We start from the raw sequence: 14,394 nt of genomic DNA on the forward strand, positions 1-14,394 counted from the left end.
GGGCTCCCCGGTGGTGGGGAGATTCTACGGCGCCAGACTGGTGCATCAACCCGCGGTGCCCGTGGCCTTGGCCGCGGTTGCCGGGGTGGGCGTACCGTCGCCATCCTCCATCTCGGCCGTGCGCTTGTCCACGGCCTCGCGCAGGGCCTTGCCCGGCTTGAAGTGGGGCACGCGCTTTTCCGGGATCGCCACGGCCTCGCCGCTGCGCGGGTTGCGGCCCATGCGGGGGGGGCGGTGGTTCACCGAGAAACTGCCGAAACCCCGGATCTCGATGCGATGGCCACGCACCAGCGCGTCGCCCACCGCATCAAGAATGGTCTTGACGGCGTATTCAGCATCGCGGTGGGTGAGCTGGCCAAAGCGGGCGGCCAGTTCTTCTACAAGGTCGGAGCGGGTCATGGCGTCGATTGTCAGGGGTAAAGAGAAGCGGGCGCCGAAGCGCCCGCTGACCGACCTTTAGCGGGTCAGATCGTCACTCACTTGTCGGAGTTGTCCAGCTTGGCGCGCAGCAGGGCGCCCAGGCTGGTCGTGCCGGCGCTTTCGCGGCTCGATTGCTGGCTCAGGCTGGCCATCGCGCCTTGCTCGTCGGCCATGTCCTTTTGCTTGATCGACAGCTGGATGTTGCGGGTCTTGCGATCCACGTTCACCACCACGGCCGTGACTTCGTCGCCTTCCTTGAGCACGTTGCGGGCATCTTCCACGCGGTCGCGGGAGATTTCCGAAGCGCGCAGGTAGCCCACGATGTCTTCGCCGAGGTCGATTTCAGCGCCACGGGCGTCCACGGTCTTGACCTTGCCGGTCACCGTCTGGCCCTTGTCGTTCACGGTCACGAAGGTCGTGAATGGGTCGCCGTCGAGCTGCTTGATGCCCAGCGAGATGCGTTCGCGGTCCACGTCCACGGCCAGCACGATGGCTTCCACTTCCTGGCCCTTCTTGTAGTTGCGAACAGCGGCTTCGCCGGGTTCGTTCCACGAGAGGTCGGACAGGTGCACCAGGCCGTCGATGCCGGCAGCCAGGCCCACGAACACGCCGAAGTCGGTGATCGACTTGATCGGACCCTTGACGCGGTCACCGCGCTTCGTGTCCTGTGCGAATTCTTGCCATGGGTTGGCCTTGCACTGCTTCATGCCCAGGCTGATGCGGCGCTTGTCTTCGTCGATTTCCAGGACCATGACTTCGACTTCGTCGCCCAGCGAAACCAGCTTGGCGGGAGCGATGTTTTTGTTGGTCCAGTCCATTTCGGAGACGTGCACCAGGCCTTCGATGCCGGGTTCGAGTTCGACGAACGCGCCGTAGTCGGCAATGTTCGTGATCTTGCCGAACAGGCGCGTGCCTTGGGGGTAGCGGCGGTTCACACCCATCCATGGGTCGTCGCCCATTTGCTTCAGACCCAGCGAGACACGGTTCTTCTCGGTGTCGAACTTCAGGATCTTGGCGGTGATTTCCTGGCCAGCGGTCACCACTTCGGAGGGGTGACGCACGCGGCGCCATGCCATGTCGGTGATGTGCAGCAGGCCGTCGATGCCGCCCAGGTCCACGAACGCACCGTATTCGGTGATGTTCTTGACCACGCCCTGCACGATGGAGCCTTCCTTCAGGGTTTCCATCAGCTTGGCGCGCTCTTCGCCCATGGAGGCTTCCACCACGGCGCGGCGGCTCAGCACCACGTTGTTGCGCTTGCGGTCGAGCTTGATGACCTTGAATTCCAGGGTCTTGTTTTCGTAAGGCGTCAGGTCCTTGATTGGACGCGTGTCGATCAGCGAACCGGGCAGGAATGCGCGGATGCCGTTGACCAGCACGGTCAGGCCGCCCTTGACCTTGCCGCTGGTGGTGCCGGTGACGAATTCGCCGGATTCCAGGGCCTTTTCCAGGCTCATCCACGAAGCCAGGCGCTTGGCGGTGTCGCGCGACAGGATGGTGTCGCCGTAGCCGTTTTCGATGGAGCCAATGGCCACCGACACGAAGTCACCCACTTGGACTTCGACTTCGCCCTTGTCGTTCTTGAATTCTTCCAGCGGCACGTAGGCTTCGGACTTGAGGCCGGCGTTGACCACGACGAAGTTGTGTTCCACGCGCACGACTTCGGCGGTGATCACTTCGCCTGGGCGCATTTCGGTACGCTGCAGGGATTCTTCAAAAAGGGCGGCAAAAGATTCGGACATGTGTTTCCTTGCCACAGACAGAATTCCGAGAGCACCATTGCTCCCGTTTTTATAGCTGCCGGTGGTGGTTTGCGGCAAAGCCGCGGTTAGGTTGTTGACGATATTCCACGCTGCCAGCGCATGGACATGCATTGGCTGCGGGAGGCCTTGCCGGGCCTCGCGGTCCGGCGGTCAGCCTTGTGCGGCCACGGGGGCTGCAAAGGGCTGGCGCTCCTGCCACCAGGCAAGCACCTTCTCGACGGCTTCATCGATCGTCAAGTCGGAGTTGTCCAGAACCAGGGCATCCTGCGCGGGCTTCAAGGGGGCGACGCTGCGGGAGCTGTCCCGCGCATCGCGCGCCTCAAGGTCTGCGCGAAGGTCGGCTATGTTAGCCGAAAAGCCCTTTGAAATCAACTGCTTATACCGGCGCTCCGCACGGCATGCGGCGCTGGCCGTCAGGTAGACCTTCAAGGGGGCCCCGGGGAAGATCACCGTGCCCATGTCGCGCCCATCGGCCACCAGGCCGGGCAGGCGCCGAAAACTGTGCTGCAGGTCCACCAGGGCCTCGCGCACGGCGGGCAGCGCGGAGACGCGCGAGGCGTTCATGCCGGCCTCTTCGGTGCGGATGGCGTCGGTCACATCGTCCTGGCCCAGCAGCACGCGCCCGCCCTCGAAGTGCACGGGCAGGGTCTTGGCCATGTCGGCAATGCGGGATTCATGGGTGGCGTCGATGGCCAGGCCCGCGCGCAGCGCGGCCAGCGCCGTGATGCGGTACATGGCACCCGAGTCCAGGAAGCGGTAGCCCAGGCGCTGCGCCACGGCCGCCGCCACGGTGCCCTTGCCCGAGGCCGTGGGGCCGTCGATGCAGATCACCGGAATGCGCTCGGTGGCAGCATGGGCCACCGAGAACAGCGCCTCGAAGTAGTCCGGGAAGGTCTTGGCGACGCACTTGGGGTCTTCGATGCGCACCGGCAGCCCGGCGGGGTTGAAGGCCGCGAGCGAAAAGCACATGGCCACGCGGTGGTCGTCGTAGGTGTGGATGCTGGCGGCCTTCCAGTCGGCCAGCTGCGCGGGCGGGGTCACGCGGACGAAGTCGGCGCCTTCCTCCACCGTGGCGCCGAGCTTGCGCAGCTCGGTGGCCATGGCGGCGATGCGGTCGGTTTCCTTCACGCGCCAGCTCGCGATGTTGGTCAGGGTGGTCGTGCCCTCGGCATACAGCGCCATCACGGCCAGGGTCATGGCCGCGTCGGGAATGTGGTTGCAATCGAGCGCGATGGCCTTGAGCGGCCAGCCCTGGCCGGGCTCGCCGCGGCGGATGTGCAGCCAGTTGGCGCCGCCCGTGACCTGGGCGCCCATGGCGCGCGCGGCCTCGACGAAGCGGATGTCGCCCTGGATGGAGTCGAGCCCCACGCCATGGATGCGGATGCCTTCGGGCAGGCCTTCGTGGCCGGCCGCCATCGCGCCCAGCGCGATGAAGTAGCTGGCCGAGGAGGCGTCGGCCTCCACGTGGATGTCGCCTGGCGAGCGGTACTGGCTGCCGGCCGGGATCGTGAAGCGCTGCCAGTCCTGGTGCGTGACCTCGATGCCGAAACGCGAGAGCAGCTGCAGGGTGATGGCGATGTAGGGCTTGGAGATCAGCTCGCCGACCACCTCGATCTCGATGGCCTGCGTGCGCGCCGCCAGTGGCAGCGCCATGAGAAGGGCGGTGAGGAACTGGCTGGACACGTCGCCGCGCACGCGGATGGGCGCGGTCAGCGCCAGGGCCGGCACGCCCTGGCCATGCGCGATGCGCAGCGGCGGGTAGCCGTCGTTGCCCAGGTAGTCGATCTGGCAGCCGAGTTGGCGCAGTGCGTCGACCAGGTCGCCGATGGGGCGCTCGTGCATGCGTGGCACACCCGAGAGTTCGAACTCGCCGCCCAGCAACGACAGCGCGGCCGTGAGCGGGCGCATGGCCGTGCCGGCATTGCCCATGAAGAGCTGGGCGGGCGAGCGCGGCGCACCGCCACCCAGGCCGGTGATGCGCACGGTGGTGCTGCCATCCTCGTCCACCGTGCAGCCAATCTTGCGCAGGGCGTCGAGCATGACGCGCGTGTCGTCGGAGGCGAGCAGGTCGTGCACCGTGGTCGTGCCCGCGCTCAGCGCGGCCAGCAGCAGCACACGGTTGGAAATGCTCTTGGAGCCGGGCAGGTGGACTTCGCCGCCTGCGGCATCGAGGGCCGGCAGGTCGAGGTGGGGGGTGCTGAACATCAACGCCCCTTGCTCGTGCGCTGCGCGCCCATGCGCCAGTGCGCGCGGGTCTCGCTGGCCAGGGTGATCATGTCTTCCAGGGCCTGGGTGTCGCCCTTTTGCATGGCCTGCTCGATGTTCTGCAGCGTCTGCTGGAACAGGCGCGACTGGGCCAGCAGTTCCTCGCGGTTGGACAGCAGGATGTCGCGCCAGACCTTGGGGTCGCTGGCGGCAATGCGCGTGAAGTCGCGAAAGCCCGGGCCGGCCAGCGAGAGGAAGTCGTCGCCATCCGCCTGTCCGGTGATGCTGTTCATCATGGCAAAGGCCAGCAGGTGGGGCAGGTGGCTCACCGCGGCGAAGGCCGCGTCGTGCGACTCGGGCGACATGTTGCTGACGCGGCAGCCCAGGGCGTTCCACACGGTTTCCGCCTTGGTGAATTGCTCGGGCAGCGTGCGGTCCATGGGGGTCAGGATGACCTGGCGACCGGTGTAGAGCTCGGCATCGGCATGTTCCACACCCGAGACCTCGCGGCCCGTGATGGGGTGGGCGGGCACGAAGGAGCCCACCTGGTCGCGCAGCGCGCGGCGCGCGGCCTGCACCACGTCGGCCTTGGTGGAGCCCACGTCCATGATCAGCATGTTGGGTGTGACCAGGTGGCGGATGGCCTTGAGCGTGGCCTCGGTGGCGGCCACGGGCACGGCCACGAGCACGATGTCGGCGCCGGCCACGGCCAGCAGGGCCGAGGGGGCCTCGACGTCGATCACGCCGAGCTGGCGCGCGCGGTCGGTGGTGGAGGGCGACTTGCTGTAGCCCACCACGCGCTTGACCAGGCCGGCCTTCTTCATCGCCAGGGCGAAGGAGCCGCCCATGAGGCCGCAGCCGATGAGTCCCAATTGTTCAAACATGGTGCGATTCCGTCAGGGGGCGATGGGCGGTGATCGCCGGGCGTTCGGGCGTGCGCATGGGCGTATCCGGGCTCATGGTGCCACCGGGTAGGTGCCCAGCACCTTGTAGAAGGCGCACAGGCCGCGCAGCTCTTCGAGCGCGCGCGCCACGTGCGGCTGGGCGGGGTGGCCATCGAGGTCGATGTAGAAATAGTACTCCCACTGGCCGGTGCGCGCAGGGCGCGACTCGAAGCGCGTCATCGACACGCCATGCGCCTTGAGCGGCACCAGCAGGTCGTGCACGGCGCCGGGCCGGTTGGGCACCGAGACCACGAGGCTGGTGCAGTCCTTGCCCGAGGGCGGCGGCGTCTGCAGCGTGTGCGGCAGGCAGATGATGGCAAAGCGCGTGCGGTTGTACGCATCGTCCTGGATGGCGTGCGAGACGATGTGCAGGCCGAACTGGGTGGCCGCGCGTTCGCTCGACAGGGCCGCCCAGGCCGGGTTGGTGGTGGCCAGGCGCGCGCCTTCGGCATTGCTCGACACCGGGCGGCGCTCGGCATGGGGCAGGTGCTTGGACAGCCAGGCCTGGCACTGGGCCAGGGCCTGCGGGTGGGCCAGCACGGCCTCGATGCCGTCCAGCGAATTGCTGGTGCGCAGCAGGTTGTGGCGCACCAGCAGGCTGACCTCGCCCACCACATGGGTGGGGGTGTGCAGGAACAGGTCGAGCGAGCGCGTGACCACGCCCTCGGTGGAGTTCTCCACCCCCACCACGCCGTACTGGGCGCTGCCCGCGGCCGTGGCGTGGAACACCTCGTCGAAGTTGGCGCAGTACATCAGGTCGGCTGCACCGCCGAAGAATTCGATGGCCGCCTGCTCGCAGAAGGTGCCTTCGGGGCCGAGCACGGCCACGCGCTGGGGCGATTCGAGGGCCAGGCAGGCCGACATGATTTCGCGCCAGATGGCGGCCACATGCGCGCCCTTGAGCGGGCCGGGGTTGGCGGTCTGGATCTTGTCGATGACCTGGGCCACGCGGTCGGGCCGGAAGAACGGTGTGCCCTCGCGCTTCTTGACCTCGCCGACCTGCTCGGCCACCAGGGCCCGCTGGTTGAGCAGCGTGAGCAGTTGCCGGTCGAGGGAGTCGATCTGCACGCGCAGGCTGGCGAGATCAGGGGAGGCTTGCGGTTCGGTCATGAAGGGGCAACTTTTCTGGCGGGCGTGCGGCGAAAGGGGTTGGAAAGTGGGGACTCAGGCGCGCTTTTGTTCAAATTCTCGCATGTAGTCCACCAGCGCCTGTACACCGGCCAAGGGCATGGCGTTGTAGATGCTGGCACGCATGCCGCCCACGGACTTGTGGCCCTTGAGTTGCAGCAGGCCGCGCTCGCGGGCGCCGGCCAGGAAGGCTTCGTTGCGCGACTCGTCGCGCAGGAAGAAGGGGATGTTCATGCGCGAACGGGCGTTGGCCGCCACCTTGTTCACGTACAGCTGCGACGCATCGATGGCGTTGTACAGCAGCTCGGCCTTGGCGATGTTGCGCCGCTCCATGGCGGCCACGCCGGTGAGTTCGCCCTCGCGCTGGCGCAGCAGCCACTGGAAGGTCAGGCCTGCCACGTAGATGCCCCAGGTGGGCGGGGTGTTGTACATGGATTCGTTGTCCGCCACGGTCTTGTAGTCGAAGGCGCTCGGGCAGGCGGGCAGGGCGTGGCCCAGCAGGTCTTCGCGCACCACCACCAGGGTCAGGCCGGCGGGGCCCAGGTTCTTTTGCGCGCCGCCGAAGGCCAGGCCCACGCGCGACCAATCCACACTGCGCGAGGCCACGTGCGAGGAGAAGTCGATGACCAGGGGGGCGTCCGAGCCCAGGGCCTTGAGGTCGGGCAGCTCGTGGAATTCGGTGCCGTTGATGGTCTCGTTGCTGCAGATGTGCAGGTAGCTGGCGCCGCGGCTCAGGTTCCAGGTGGCGGGCGCGGGCAGGGTGGTGAACTCGCTGTTCTGGCTGCTGGCGGCGATGTTCACTTCGCTGGCGTACTTGCGCGCCTCCTTCTGCGATTTCTGGCTCCAGCTGCCGGTGACCACGAAGTCCACGGTGCCGGCGCGCGAGAGGTTCAGCGGCACGATGGCGTTCTCGGCCAGGCCACCGCCCTGCATGAACAGGATCTTGAAGTTCGCCGGCACGGCCAGCAGCGTGCGCAGGTCGGCCTCGGCCTGCTGGTAGATGGACAGGAACTCCTTGCCGCGGTGGCTCATCTCCATCACGCCCATGCCGCTGCCGTGCCAGTCCAGCATTTCGGAGGCTGCTTGCTGCAGCACTTCGGCGGGGATGGCGGCGGGGCCGGCGGAGAAGTTGTAGGGGCGGTTCATGTCAGGCCAAACGGAAAAAGAAGACTGTCTCGGTGGGCTGGCGGCTGGTGCCGCCACGGCCCGTGCTGTTGCATGCTGCCTTGCGGCGCCTGGAGCGCGGCACCCGGCAGTGCCGGGCGCCGTGTCCACAGGGCGCGTCAGGACCCGGAGGGGCCGTCGGTGTCCGGGGTCGTGCCGCCGGCATCCGCTGCGCCGCCTTCGCCCTCGGCCATGTTGGCATCGTTTTCGACGATGCGCTGCAGGCCGCTGAGCTGGGAGCCCTCGTCCAGCGCGATCAGCGTCACGCCCTGCGTGGCGCGGCCCAGTTCACGGATCTCGGAGACGCGGGTGCGCACCAGCACGCCCTTGTCGGTGATCAGCATGATCTCGTCGTCGGCATGCACCAGCGTGGCGGCAACGACCTTGCCGTTGCGCTCGCTCTGCTGGATGGCGATCATGCCCTTGGTGCCGCGGCCGTGGCGCGTGTACTCGACGATGCTGGTGCGCTTGCCGTAGCCGTTCTCGGTGGCAGTGAGCACGCTCTGCGTCTCGTCTTCGGCCACCAGCATGGCGATCACGCTCTGGCCGTCTTCCAGCGTCATGCCGCGCACGCCGCGGGCCTGGCGGCCCAGGGGGCGCACGTCGTTCTCGTCGAAGCGCACGGCCTTGCCGCCGTCGCTGAACAGCATCACGTCGTGCGCGCCATCGGTCAGGGCCGCGCCGATCAGGTAGTCGCCGTCATCGAGGTTGACGGCGATGATGCCGCCCTTGCGAGGGTTGCTGAACTCGTCGAGCGCCGTCTTCTTCACGGTGCCCATGCTGGTCGCCATGAAGACGTAGCGGTCGGCCGGGAAGCTGCGCATGTCGCCCGTGAGCGGCAGCACCACGTTGATCTTCTCGCCTTCCTGCAGCGGGAACATGTTGACGATGGGGCGGCCACGCGAGCCACGCGAGCCCGCAGGCACTTCCCAGACCTTGAGCCAGTAGAGCCGGCCGCGGTTGGAGAAGCACAGGATGTAGTCGTGCGTGTTGGCGATGAAGAGCTGGTCGATCCAGTCGTCTTCCTTGGTCGCCGTGGCCTGCTTGCCGCGCCCGCCGCGCTTTTGCGAGCGGTACTCGGACAGGGGCTGGCTCTTGATGTAGCCCGTGTGGCTGAGCGTCACCACCATGTCGGTGGGGGTGATCAGGTCTTCGGTGGACAGATCCTGCGCGCTGTACTCGACGATGCTGCGGCGTGCGCCCAGCTTGCTCTGGCCGAACTCGGTCTTGATGGAGGTGAGCTCATCGCCGATGATGACCGAGACGCGCTCGGGCTTGGCCAGGATGTCCAGCAGGTCTTCGATGACCGCCATGACTTCCTTGTACTCGGCGACGATCTTGTCCTGCTCCAGGCCCGTGAGGCGCTGCAGGCGCATCTGCAGGATTTCCTGGGCCTGCGTTTCCGACAGGCGGTACAGGCCGTCCTGGCCCATGCCGAATTCCTTTTCCAGGCCGTCGGGGCGGTAGTCGTCGGCATTCACGATGCCGCCGTCTTCGCGTGTGCGGGTGAGCATCTCGCGCACCAGCTTGCTGTCCCAGGGGCGGGCCATCAGCTCGGCCTTGGCCACCGGCGGGGTGGGGGCGTTGCGGATGATGGCGATGAAATCGTCGATGTTGGCCAGGGCCACGGCCAGGCCTTCGAGCACATGGCCGCGGTCGCGCGCCTTGCGCAGCTCGAACACCGTGCGGCGGGTGACCACCTCGCGGCGGTGCTGCAAAAAGACGCTGATCAGGTCGCGCAGGTTGCACAGGCGGGGCTGGCCGTCGATCAGCGCCACCATGTTCATGCCGAAGGTGTCCTGCAGCTGCGTCTGCTTGTACAGGTTGTTGAGCACCACTTCGGGCACTTCGCCGCGCTTGAGCTCGATCACCAGGCGCATGCCCGACTTGTCGGACTCGTCCTGGATGTGGCTGATGCCCTCGATCTTCTTTTCGTGCACCAGCTCGGCCATGCGCTCCTGCAGCGTCTTCTTGTTGACCTGGTAGGGCAGCTCGTCGACGATGATGGCCTGGCGCTGGCCGCGGTCGATGTCCTCGAAGTGGCACTTGGCGCGCATCACGACCTTGCCGCGGCCCGTGCGGTAGCCGTCCTTCACGCCGTTGATCCCGTAGATGATGCCGGCCGTGGGGAAGTCGGGCGCGGGGATGATCTCCATCAGCTCATCGACCGTGGCGTCGGGGTTGCGCAGCATGTGCAGGCAGCCATCGACCACTTCGTTGAGGTTGTGCGGCGGGATGTTGGTGGCCATGCCCACCGCGATGCCGGCCGAGCCGTTGACCAGGAGGTTGGGCAGCTTGCTCGGCAGGACCAGCGGTTCCTTCTCGCTGCCGTCGTAGTTGGGGCCGAAGTCGACGGTTTCCTTGTCGATGTCGCCCAGCATTTCGTGCGCGATTTTTGCCAGGCGGATTTCCGTGTACCGCATTGCGGCCGCGTTGTCACCATCCACCGAGCCGAAGTTGCCCTGGCCGTCGACCAGCATGTGGCGCAGCGAGAAGTCCTGCGCCATGCGCACGATGGTGTCGTACACCGCCGAATCGCCGTGCGGGTGGTACTTACCGATCACGTCGCCGACGATACGGGCGGACTTCTTGTACGGCCGGTTCCAGTCGTTGTTCAGCTCGTGCATGGCGTACAGCACGCGCCGGTGCACGGGCTTCAAGCCATCGCGCGCGTCGGGCAGGGCCCGGCCCACGATCACGCTCATCGCGTAGTCGAGGTAACTGCGCCGCATCTCCTCTTCGAGGCTGATGGGCAGGGTTTCTTTGGCAAACTGGGTCATAGGGCGGCAATGCGGCGAAGGAGAATCATTTTAGAGGGGAAAGCGTGTAGCGCTCCCGCAACATATCGCCGCAATTACGGTTTTGTCCTACGGGCCCCAAGGCGGTGCGGCCGCTTTTGCCCTGTTACGTATGGCACAATCAATTGAACGTTTCGGGTGATGGTCACCCCAGGCGTCCTGATTCGCAGCGCGGCTGCGGCTTTTTCCCCAAGAGGAGAACCATGAAGAAACTGAACAAAGTGGCGATGTTGTTTGCCTCTGCAGCGCTCGCAACCGCCGCTGGCGCACAAACCGTTGACAACTGGAGAGATGCTTCTGGCCAACTGGTCTGGAAGAACGGCACGAACGAATACTGCTGGCGCAATGCCAACTGGACGCCTGCTACCGCTGCCCCAGGCTGCGACGGCGCCATCGCTGCTCCAGCTCCCGCCGCTGCTGCTCCAGCTGCTGCCCCTGGCGCTGCTCCCGCACCAGCACCAGCTCCAGCCCCAGCTGCTCAGCCTCCCGTGATGGCCAGCAAGGTCACCTACGCTGCTGACGCATTCTTCGACTTCGACAAGTCGGTGCTGAAGGCAGAAGGCAAGGCCAAGCTGGACGACCTGGTCTCCAAGGTCAAGGGCATCAACCTGGAAGTCATCATCGCCGTGGGTCACACCGACTCCGTGGGTTCCGATGCTTACAACCAGAAGCTGTCGGTCCGCCGTTCCGAAGCCGTCAAGGCTTACCTGGTGTCCAAGGGCATCGAAAAGAACCGCGTGTACACCGAAGGCAAGGGCGAGAAGCAACCAGTGGCTGACAACAAGACCGCTGAAGGCCGCGCCAAGAACCGCCGCGTGGAAATCGAAGTGGTTGGCACCCGCGCCAACTGATCTTCGGATTGGTTCGCACCAGAAAGCCCCGGCAACGGGGCTTTTTTTCGTCTGTGCTTTCCATCCGGGCGGGCTGTGTTTTGTTGTACTGGTACGAAGTGCCTGTTGCTGCGCTCCAGCCCGCTGCACTTTATATATAGTGTGAGCCATCCCTTCCCGGGGGCTTGTCCCTTCAGGCGCGCTCACCATCGTTGACAATGCAGGCCATGAGCGACGACACGACCACCCCCACCCTCAATGCCGATCCGGCCGAGCTGGCCAAGTTTTCCGCACTGGCGCACCGCTGGTGGGACCCGGACAGCGAGTTCCGTCCCCTGCACCAGATCAACCCGCTGCGCCTGGACTGGATCCACGCCCAGGCGGGCCTGGGCGGCAAGCGCGTGCTCGATGTGGGCTGTGGCGGAGGCATCCTGGCCGACTCCATGGCGCGCAAGGGGGCCGACGTGACCGGTATCGACCTGGCCACCAAGGCCTTGCGTGTGGCGCAACTGCACGCGCTGGAAGCCGGCACCAAAGGGGTGCAATACCGCGAGATCAGCGTCGAGGCACTGGCTGCCGAGCAGCCCGCCAGCTTCGATGTGGTGACCTGCATGGAGATGCTCGAGCATGTACCCGACCCGGCCTCCGTCGTCAAGGCTTGTTCTGCATTGGTCAAGCCCGGCGGCTGGGTATTCTTCTCCACCATCCATCGCAACGCCAAGGCCTTCATGCTGGCCATCGTGGGCGCGGAGTACGTGCTCAACATGCTGCCGCGCGGCACGCACGAATACGCCAAGATGATCCGCCCAAGCGAGCTGGCATCGCACTGCCGCAGTGCTGGCCTCGATGTGCAGCAGACCCGTGGGCTGGAATACAACCCGCTGACCAAGCGCTATTGGCTCAGTGCCGACACCAGCGTGAACTACATGTTCGCCACGCAGCGCCCCGCCTGATACGACCCCGAGAGACCCAGTCCGTGACGAAGACCCCTGTGTTCCACAACATCCGCGCCGTGCTGTTCGACCTGGACGGCACCCTGATCGACAGCGCTCCCGACCTGGCCGCCGCGGCCGACAAGATGCGCACCGACCGCGGCATGCCATCGCTGCCCCTCGAACGCTACCGCCCCATGGCCGGCGCCGGCGCGCGCGGCATGCTGGGCGAGGCCTTCGGCCTCAAGCCCGAGGACGCGGAGTTCGCCGCCCTGCGCGAAGAGTTCTTTGCCAACTACGAGGCCCGCATGACGGTCTTGACCGAAGTGTTCGACGGCGTGCCCGCCCTGGTCGAGGCCTTGCACGCCCGCGGCCTGGCCTGGGGCGTGGTGACCAACAAGGCCATGCGCTTCACCGACCCGCTCACGCGCGCCATGCCGCTGTTCGCCAGCGCCGGAGCCGTGGTGAGTGGAGACACCACGCCGCATGCCAAGCCGCACCCGGCACCGCTGCTGGAGGCGGCCGCGCGCCTGAAAATCGATGCCAGCCAATGCATCTACGTGGGCGATGACGAGCGCGACATCGTGGCGGGCCTGGCCGCCGGCATGGGTACCGTGGCCGCCACTTACGGCTACCTGGGTGCTGCCCAGGCGCCGCAGGCCTGGGGTGCGCACGCTGCAATTAAATCTCCCTCCGAGCTCTTGCAATTGCTGGCACTGGCCTAAAATAGGCAGCATTGGGGCTGTCCTGGTTTCGACGTGGGTTCGGAGCTAGTGTGGTGCATGTCGAGCTTGAGTCACGCTCGTAAATCTCGATTTAACAAACTAACTGCAAACGACGAACGTTTCGCACTCGCTGCTTAATTGCCAGTGAGCCTTGCAACAGTTGGCCGATGGGCTGGGCAAGGGGGTTCTGAGCAATCAGTGCCTCCCGGCTGCAAGGATAATTACATGGGCTGGCTCCGATCCGGGTACCTTGGGTCGGGGCGAGATTCAAGGGTACTGGCGGCCGGTGTAGCGTGCGACTGCGCGACACAGGCGGCGAGATCCAAAACAGACCGCTAAACATGTAGATCTGCCTGGTGAAGGCTTGCGGACGCGGGTTCAATTCCCGCCAGCTCCACCAATACAACGTCCAAGGGCGTTCACTGAAGTGCAGTGAGCGCCCTTTTTCTTGCTTCTTTGGTTCCGGCTGGCATCATCGGCGTGTGGTTGATTCAATGCCCCGCAGATGGGAGGCGCTGTCGCTGCTTTCATTTACCAGCAGGAGTGGGTCATGGAGGATTTTGGTGAGCCGGAAGCCCGTCCAGTGCCGGCCAAGGGTGATCGCGCCTACGAGCTGGGAGATGTGACAGAAGAGCAGGGCCAAGGCCTGGATGACCTCTTTGGCCAGCCAGCCTCGGCTCGGTACGTCTTCATGAACGCCGAATTCACCGATCACATGATCGACTGGATGCATCGCAGCGGATTTAAGCCAGAAGAGATGGTGGAGTTCATCGGGCAGGCCATGGAAGCGGTTTCGATTCCCGAGATGTGCATGACGGAGGACGGGCCAATCCCCTCGTTGGTGAACAGGGGGGTGCGCGATCTCGTGACGGGTGTCGCTTACGACGTTCATCTGCTCCTCTACCAAGTGGAAGACGGCTATGTCCCCCGGACTCTCATTCTTGAGGGATTGCCGGCTCGCAAGAGGAATTGACTGGCGGACGGTCGTCTATCTCTTCGGTCGTCGCCACAACTGATGCCCCAGAAAGCCCATGATGGCCATGTTGGCTAGCGTTACGGTGGCCGATGCAATGCTGGGGTGGTGCAAGAAGTGCCACCACTCAAACGGGATGTACAACCCGCCCGAGAGAGCGCCCAGCCACTCGCCCCACCAGCGGCCCTTCCACAGACCGTAGGCCTCGGCAAAGCGCACCAGCACATAGGCGGCCGCAGCCAGCAGCAGGGGGGTGAGGTCGGCGCGCGCCAATTGGTCGATGTCGGTGAGCACCATGGCCGGGTAGCGGTCGCCGGGTGCCAGGCCGATGTGCCCGATCAGCGAAGCCACGATGTGGTGCAGGTCGTGGTGCAGCAGGCTGAGAAAGCCCAGGCTGGCCATCAGCGCGGCAAGGCCCTTGAGGGCTTCGAAAGCGGCGATGGCGCGCAGTGCCTTGCTGTGGTCCGGCATGGGTCGTGAAGCCATGCCGGGCATCGTAGCCGCAATGGCCT

General features: G+C 65.7%; 12 protein-coding genes and 1 other RNA gene. 5 read left to right on the plus strand and 8 right to left on the minus strand.

Features of this window, described 5'->3' with window-relative positions; genetic code table 11:
- Window positions 1–45: 45 nt before the first annotated feature.
- The 7 genes from AC3WOH_RS15595 to gyrA all read right to left on the minus strand — a co-directional run bounded on the left by AC3WOH_RS15595 (window position 46) and on the right by gyrA (window position 10,404).
- Window positions 46–399 (minus strand): integration host factor subunit beta, encoded by a 354-nt coding sequence (locus tag AC3WOH_RS15595; RefSeq protein WP_184862728.1) that lies wholly within the window; start codon window positions 397–399, stop codon window positions 46–48.
- Window positions 400–476: 77 nt separating this feature from the next.
- Entirely contained in the window at window positions 477–2,162 is a 1,686-nt protein-coding gene (gene rpsA, locus AC3WOH_RS15600; protein WP_007852596.1) for a 30S ribosomal protein S1, read from the minus strand.
- Between the two features lie 171 nt (window positions 2,163–2,333).
- Window positions 2,334–4,388 carry a bifunctional 3-phosphoshikimate 1-carboxyvinyltransferase/cytidylate kinase gene (locus AC3WOH_RS15605; protein WP_492230195.1) on the minus strand — a complete coding sequence of 685 codons (2,055 nt, stop codon included), beginning with the start codon at window positions 4,386–4,388 and terminating at the stop codon, window positions 2,334–2,336.
- Window positions 4,388–5,272 carry a prephenate dehydrogenase gene (locus AC3WOH_RS15610; protein ID WP_492230196.1) on the minus strand — a complete coding sequence of 295 codons (885 nt, stop codon included), beginning with the start codon at window positions 5,270–5,272 and terminating at the stop codon, window positions 4,388–4,390. The genes AC3WOH_RS15605 and AC3WOH_RS15610 overlap by 1 nt, the downstream gene beginning before the upstream one ends.
- Before the next feature lie 72 nt (window positions 5,273–5,344).
- Window positions 5,345–6,442: a prephenate dehydratase gene (gene pheA, locus AC3WOH_RS15615; protein ID WP_492230197.1), complete on the minus strand. Its 1,098-nt coding sequence runs from the start codon at window positions 6,440–6,442 to the stop codon at window positions 5,345–5,347.
- A gap of 54 nt (window positions 6,443–6,496) precedes the next feature.
- Window positions 6,497–7,606 (minus strand): 3-phosphoserine/phosphohydroxythreonine transaminase, encoded by a 1,110-nt coding sequence (serC, locus tag AC3WOH_RS15620; RefSeq protein WP_492230198.1) that lies wholly within the window; start codon window positions 7,604–7,606, stop codon window positions 6,497–6,499.
- A 137-nt stretch (window positions 7,607–7,743) separates the two neighbouring features.
- The gene (gyrA, locus tag AC3WOH_RS15625; RefSeq protein WP_492230199.1) at window positions 7,744–10,404 is read right to left on the minus strand and encodes a DNA gyrase subunit A; all 2,661 of its coding nucleotides are present in this window, start codon (window positions 10,402–10,404) and stop codon (window positions 7,744–7,746) included.
- Window positions 10,405–10,625: 221 nt separating this feature from the next.
- Between gyrA and ompA the strand changes: the two genes are divergently transcribed.
- From ompA to AC3WOH_RS15650, 5 genes are all read left to right on the plus strand, one after another.
- Window positions 10,626–11,273, plus strand: coding sequence for an outer membrane protein OmpA (gene ompA / locus AC3WOH_RS15630; RefSeq protein ID WP_471639192.1), 648 nt, complete (start codon window positions 10,626–10,628; stop codon window positions 11,271–11,273).
- A 206-nt stretch (window positions 11,274–11,479) separates the two neighbouring features.
- Entirely contained in the window at window positions 11,480–12,205 is a 726-nt protein-coding gene (gene ubiG / locus AC3WOH_RS15635; RefSeq protein WP_492230200.1) for a bifunctional 2-polyprenyl-6-hydroxyphenol methylase/3-demethylubiquinol 3-O-methyltransferase UbiG, read from the plus strand.
- Between the two features lie 38 nt (window positions 12,206–12,243).
- Window positions 12,244–12,909: a phosphoglycolate phosphatase gene (gene gph / locus AC3WOH_RS15640; RefSeq protein ID WP_492230259.1), complete on the plus strand. Its 666-nt coding sequence runs from the start codon at window positions 12,244–12,246 to the stop codon at window positions 12,907–12,909.
- Between the two features lie 13 nt (window positions 12,910–12,922).
- Window positions 12,923–13,309, plus strand: a transfer-messenger RNA (tmRNA) gene (gene ssrA / locus AC3WOH_RS15645).
- Between the two features lie 150 nt (window positions 13,310–13,459).
- A complete protein-coding gene (locus AC3WOH_RS15650; RefSeq protein ID WP_492230201.1) occupies window positions 13,460–13,882 on the plus strand; it encodes a hypothetical protein in 423 nt (140 codons plus the stop codon).
- A gap of 15 nt (window positions 13,883–13,897) precedes the next feature.
- Here the strand turns inward: AC3WOH_RS15650 and AC3WOH_RS15655 are convergent, their stop codons facing one another.
- Window positions 13,898–14,368 carry a DUF2127 domain-containing protein gene (locus tag AC3WOH_RS15655; protein ID WP_492230202.1) on the minus strand — a complete coding sequence of 157 codons (471 nt, stop codon included), beginning with the start codon at window positions 14,366–14,368 and terminating at the stop codon, window positions 13,898–13,900.
- Window positions 14,369–14,394 lie beyond the last annotated feature (26 nt).

The sequence above is a fragment of the Acidovorax sp. FW305-C-20-28 genome (assembly GCF_058783375.1).

What these genes read in the sequence shown, in the direction of transcription:
- AC3WOH_RS15610 (WP_492230196.1), bottom strand. Translation starts at nt 5,272, where the DNA reads ATGTTTGAACAATTGGGACTCATCGGCTGCGGCCTCATGGGCGGCTCC.
- pheA (WP_492230197.1), bottom strand. Translation starts at nt 6,442, where the DNA reads ATGACCGAACCGCAAGCCTCCCCTGATCTCGCCAGCCTGCGCGTGCAG.
- ubiG (WP_492230200.1), top strand. Translation starts at nt 11,480, where the DNA reads ATGAGCGACGACACGACCACCCCCACCCTCAATGCCGATCCGGCCGAG.
- gyrA (WP_492230199.1), bottom strand. Translation starts at nt 10,404, where the DNA reads ATGACCCAGTTTGCCAAAGAAACCCTGCCCATCAGCCTCGAAGAGGAG.
- AC3WOH_RS15650 (WP_492230201.1), top strand. Translation starts at nt 13,460, where the DNA reads ATGGAGGATTTTGGTGAGCCGGAAGCCCGTCCAGTGCCGGCCAAGGGT.
- AC3WOH_RS15605 (WP_492230195.1), bottom strand. Translation starts at nt 4,388, where the DNA reads ATGTTCAGCACCCCCCACCTCGACCTGCCGGCCCTCGATGCCGCAGGC.
- AC3WOH_RS15655 (WP_492230202.1), bottom strand. Translation starts at nt 14,368, where the DNA reads ATGGCTTCACGACCCATGCCGGACCACAGCAAGGCACTGCGCGCCATC.
- AC3WOH_RS15595 (WP_184862728.1), bottom strand. Translation starts at nt 399, where the DNA reads ATGACCCGCTCCGACCTTGTAGAAGAACTGGCCGCCCGCTTTGGCCAG.
- rpsA (WP_007852596.1), bottom strand. Translation starts at nt 2,162, where the DNA reads ATGTCCGAATCTTTTGCCGCCCTTTTTGAAGAATCCCTGCAGCGTACC.
- serC (WP_492230198.1), bottom strand. Translation starts at nt 7,606, where the DNA reads ATGAACCGCCCCTACAACTTCTCCGCCGGCCCCGCCGCCATCCCCGCC.
- ompA (WP_471639192.1), top strand. Translation starts at nt 10,626, where the DNA reads ATGAAGAAACTGAACAAAGTGGCGATGTTGTTTGCCTCTGCAGCGCTC.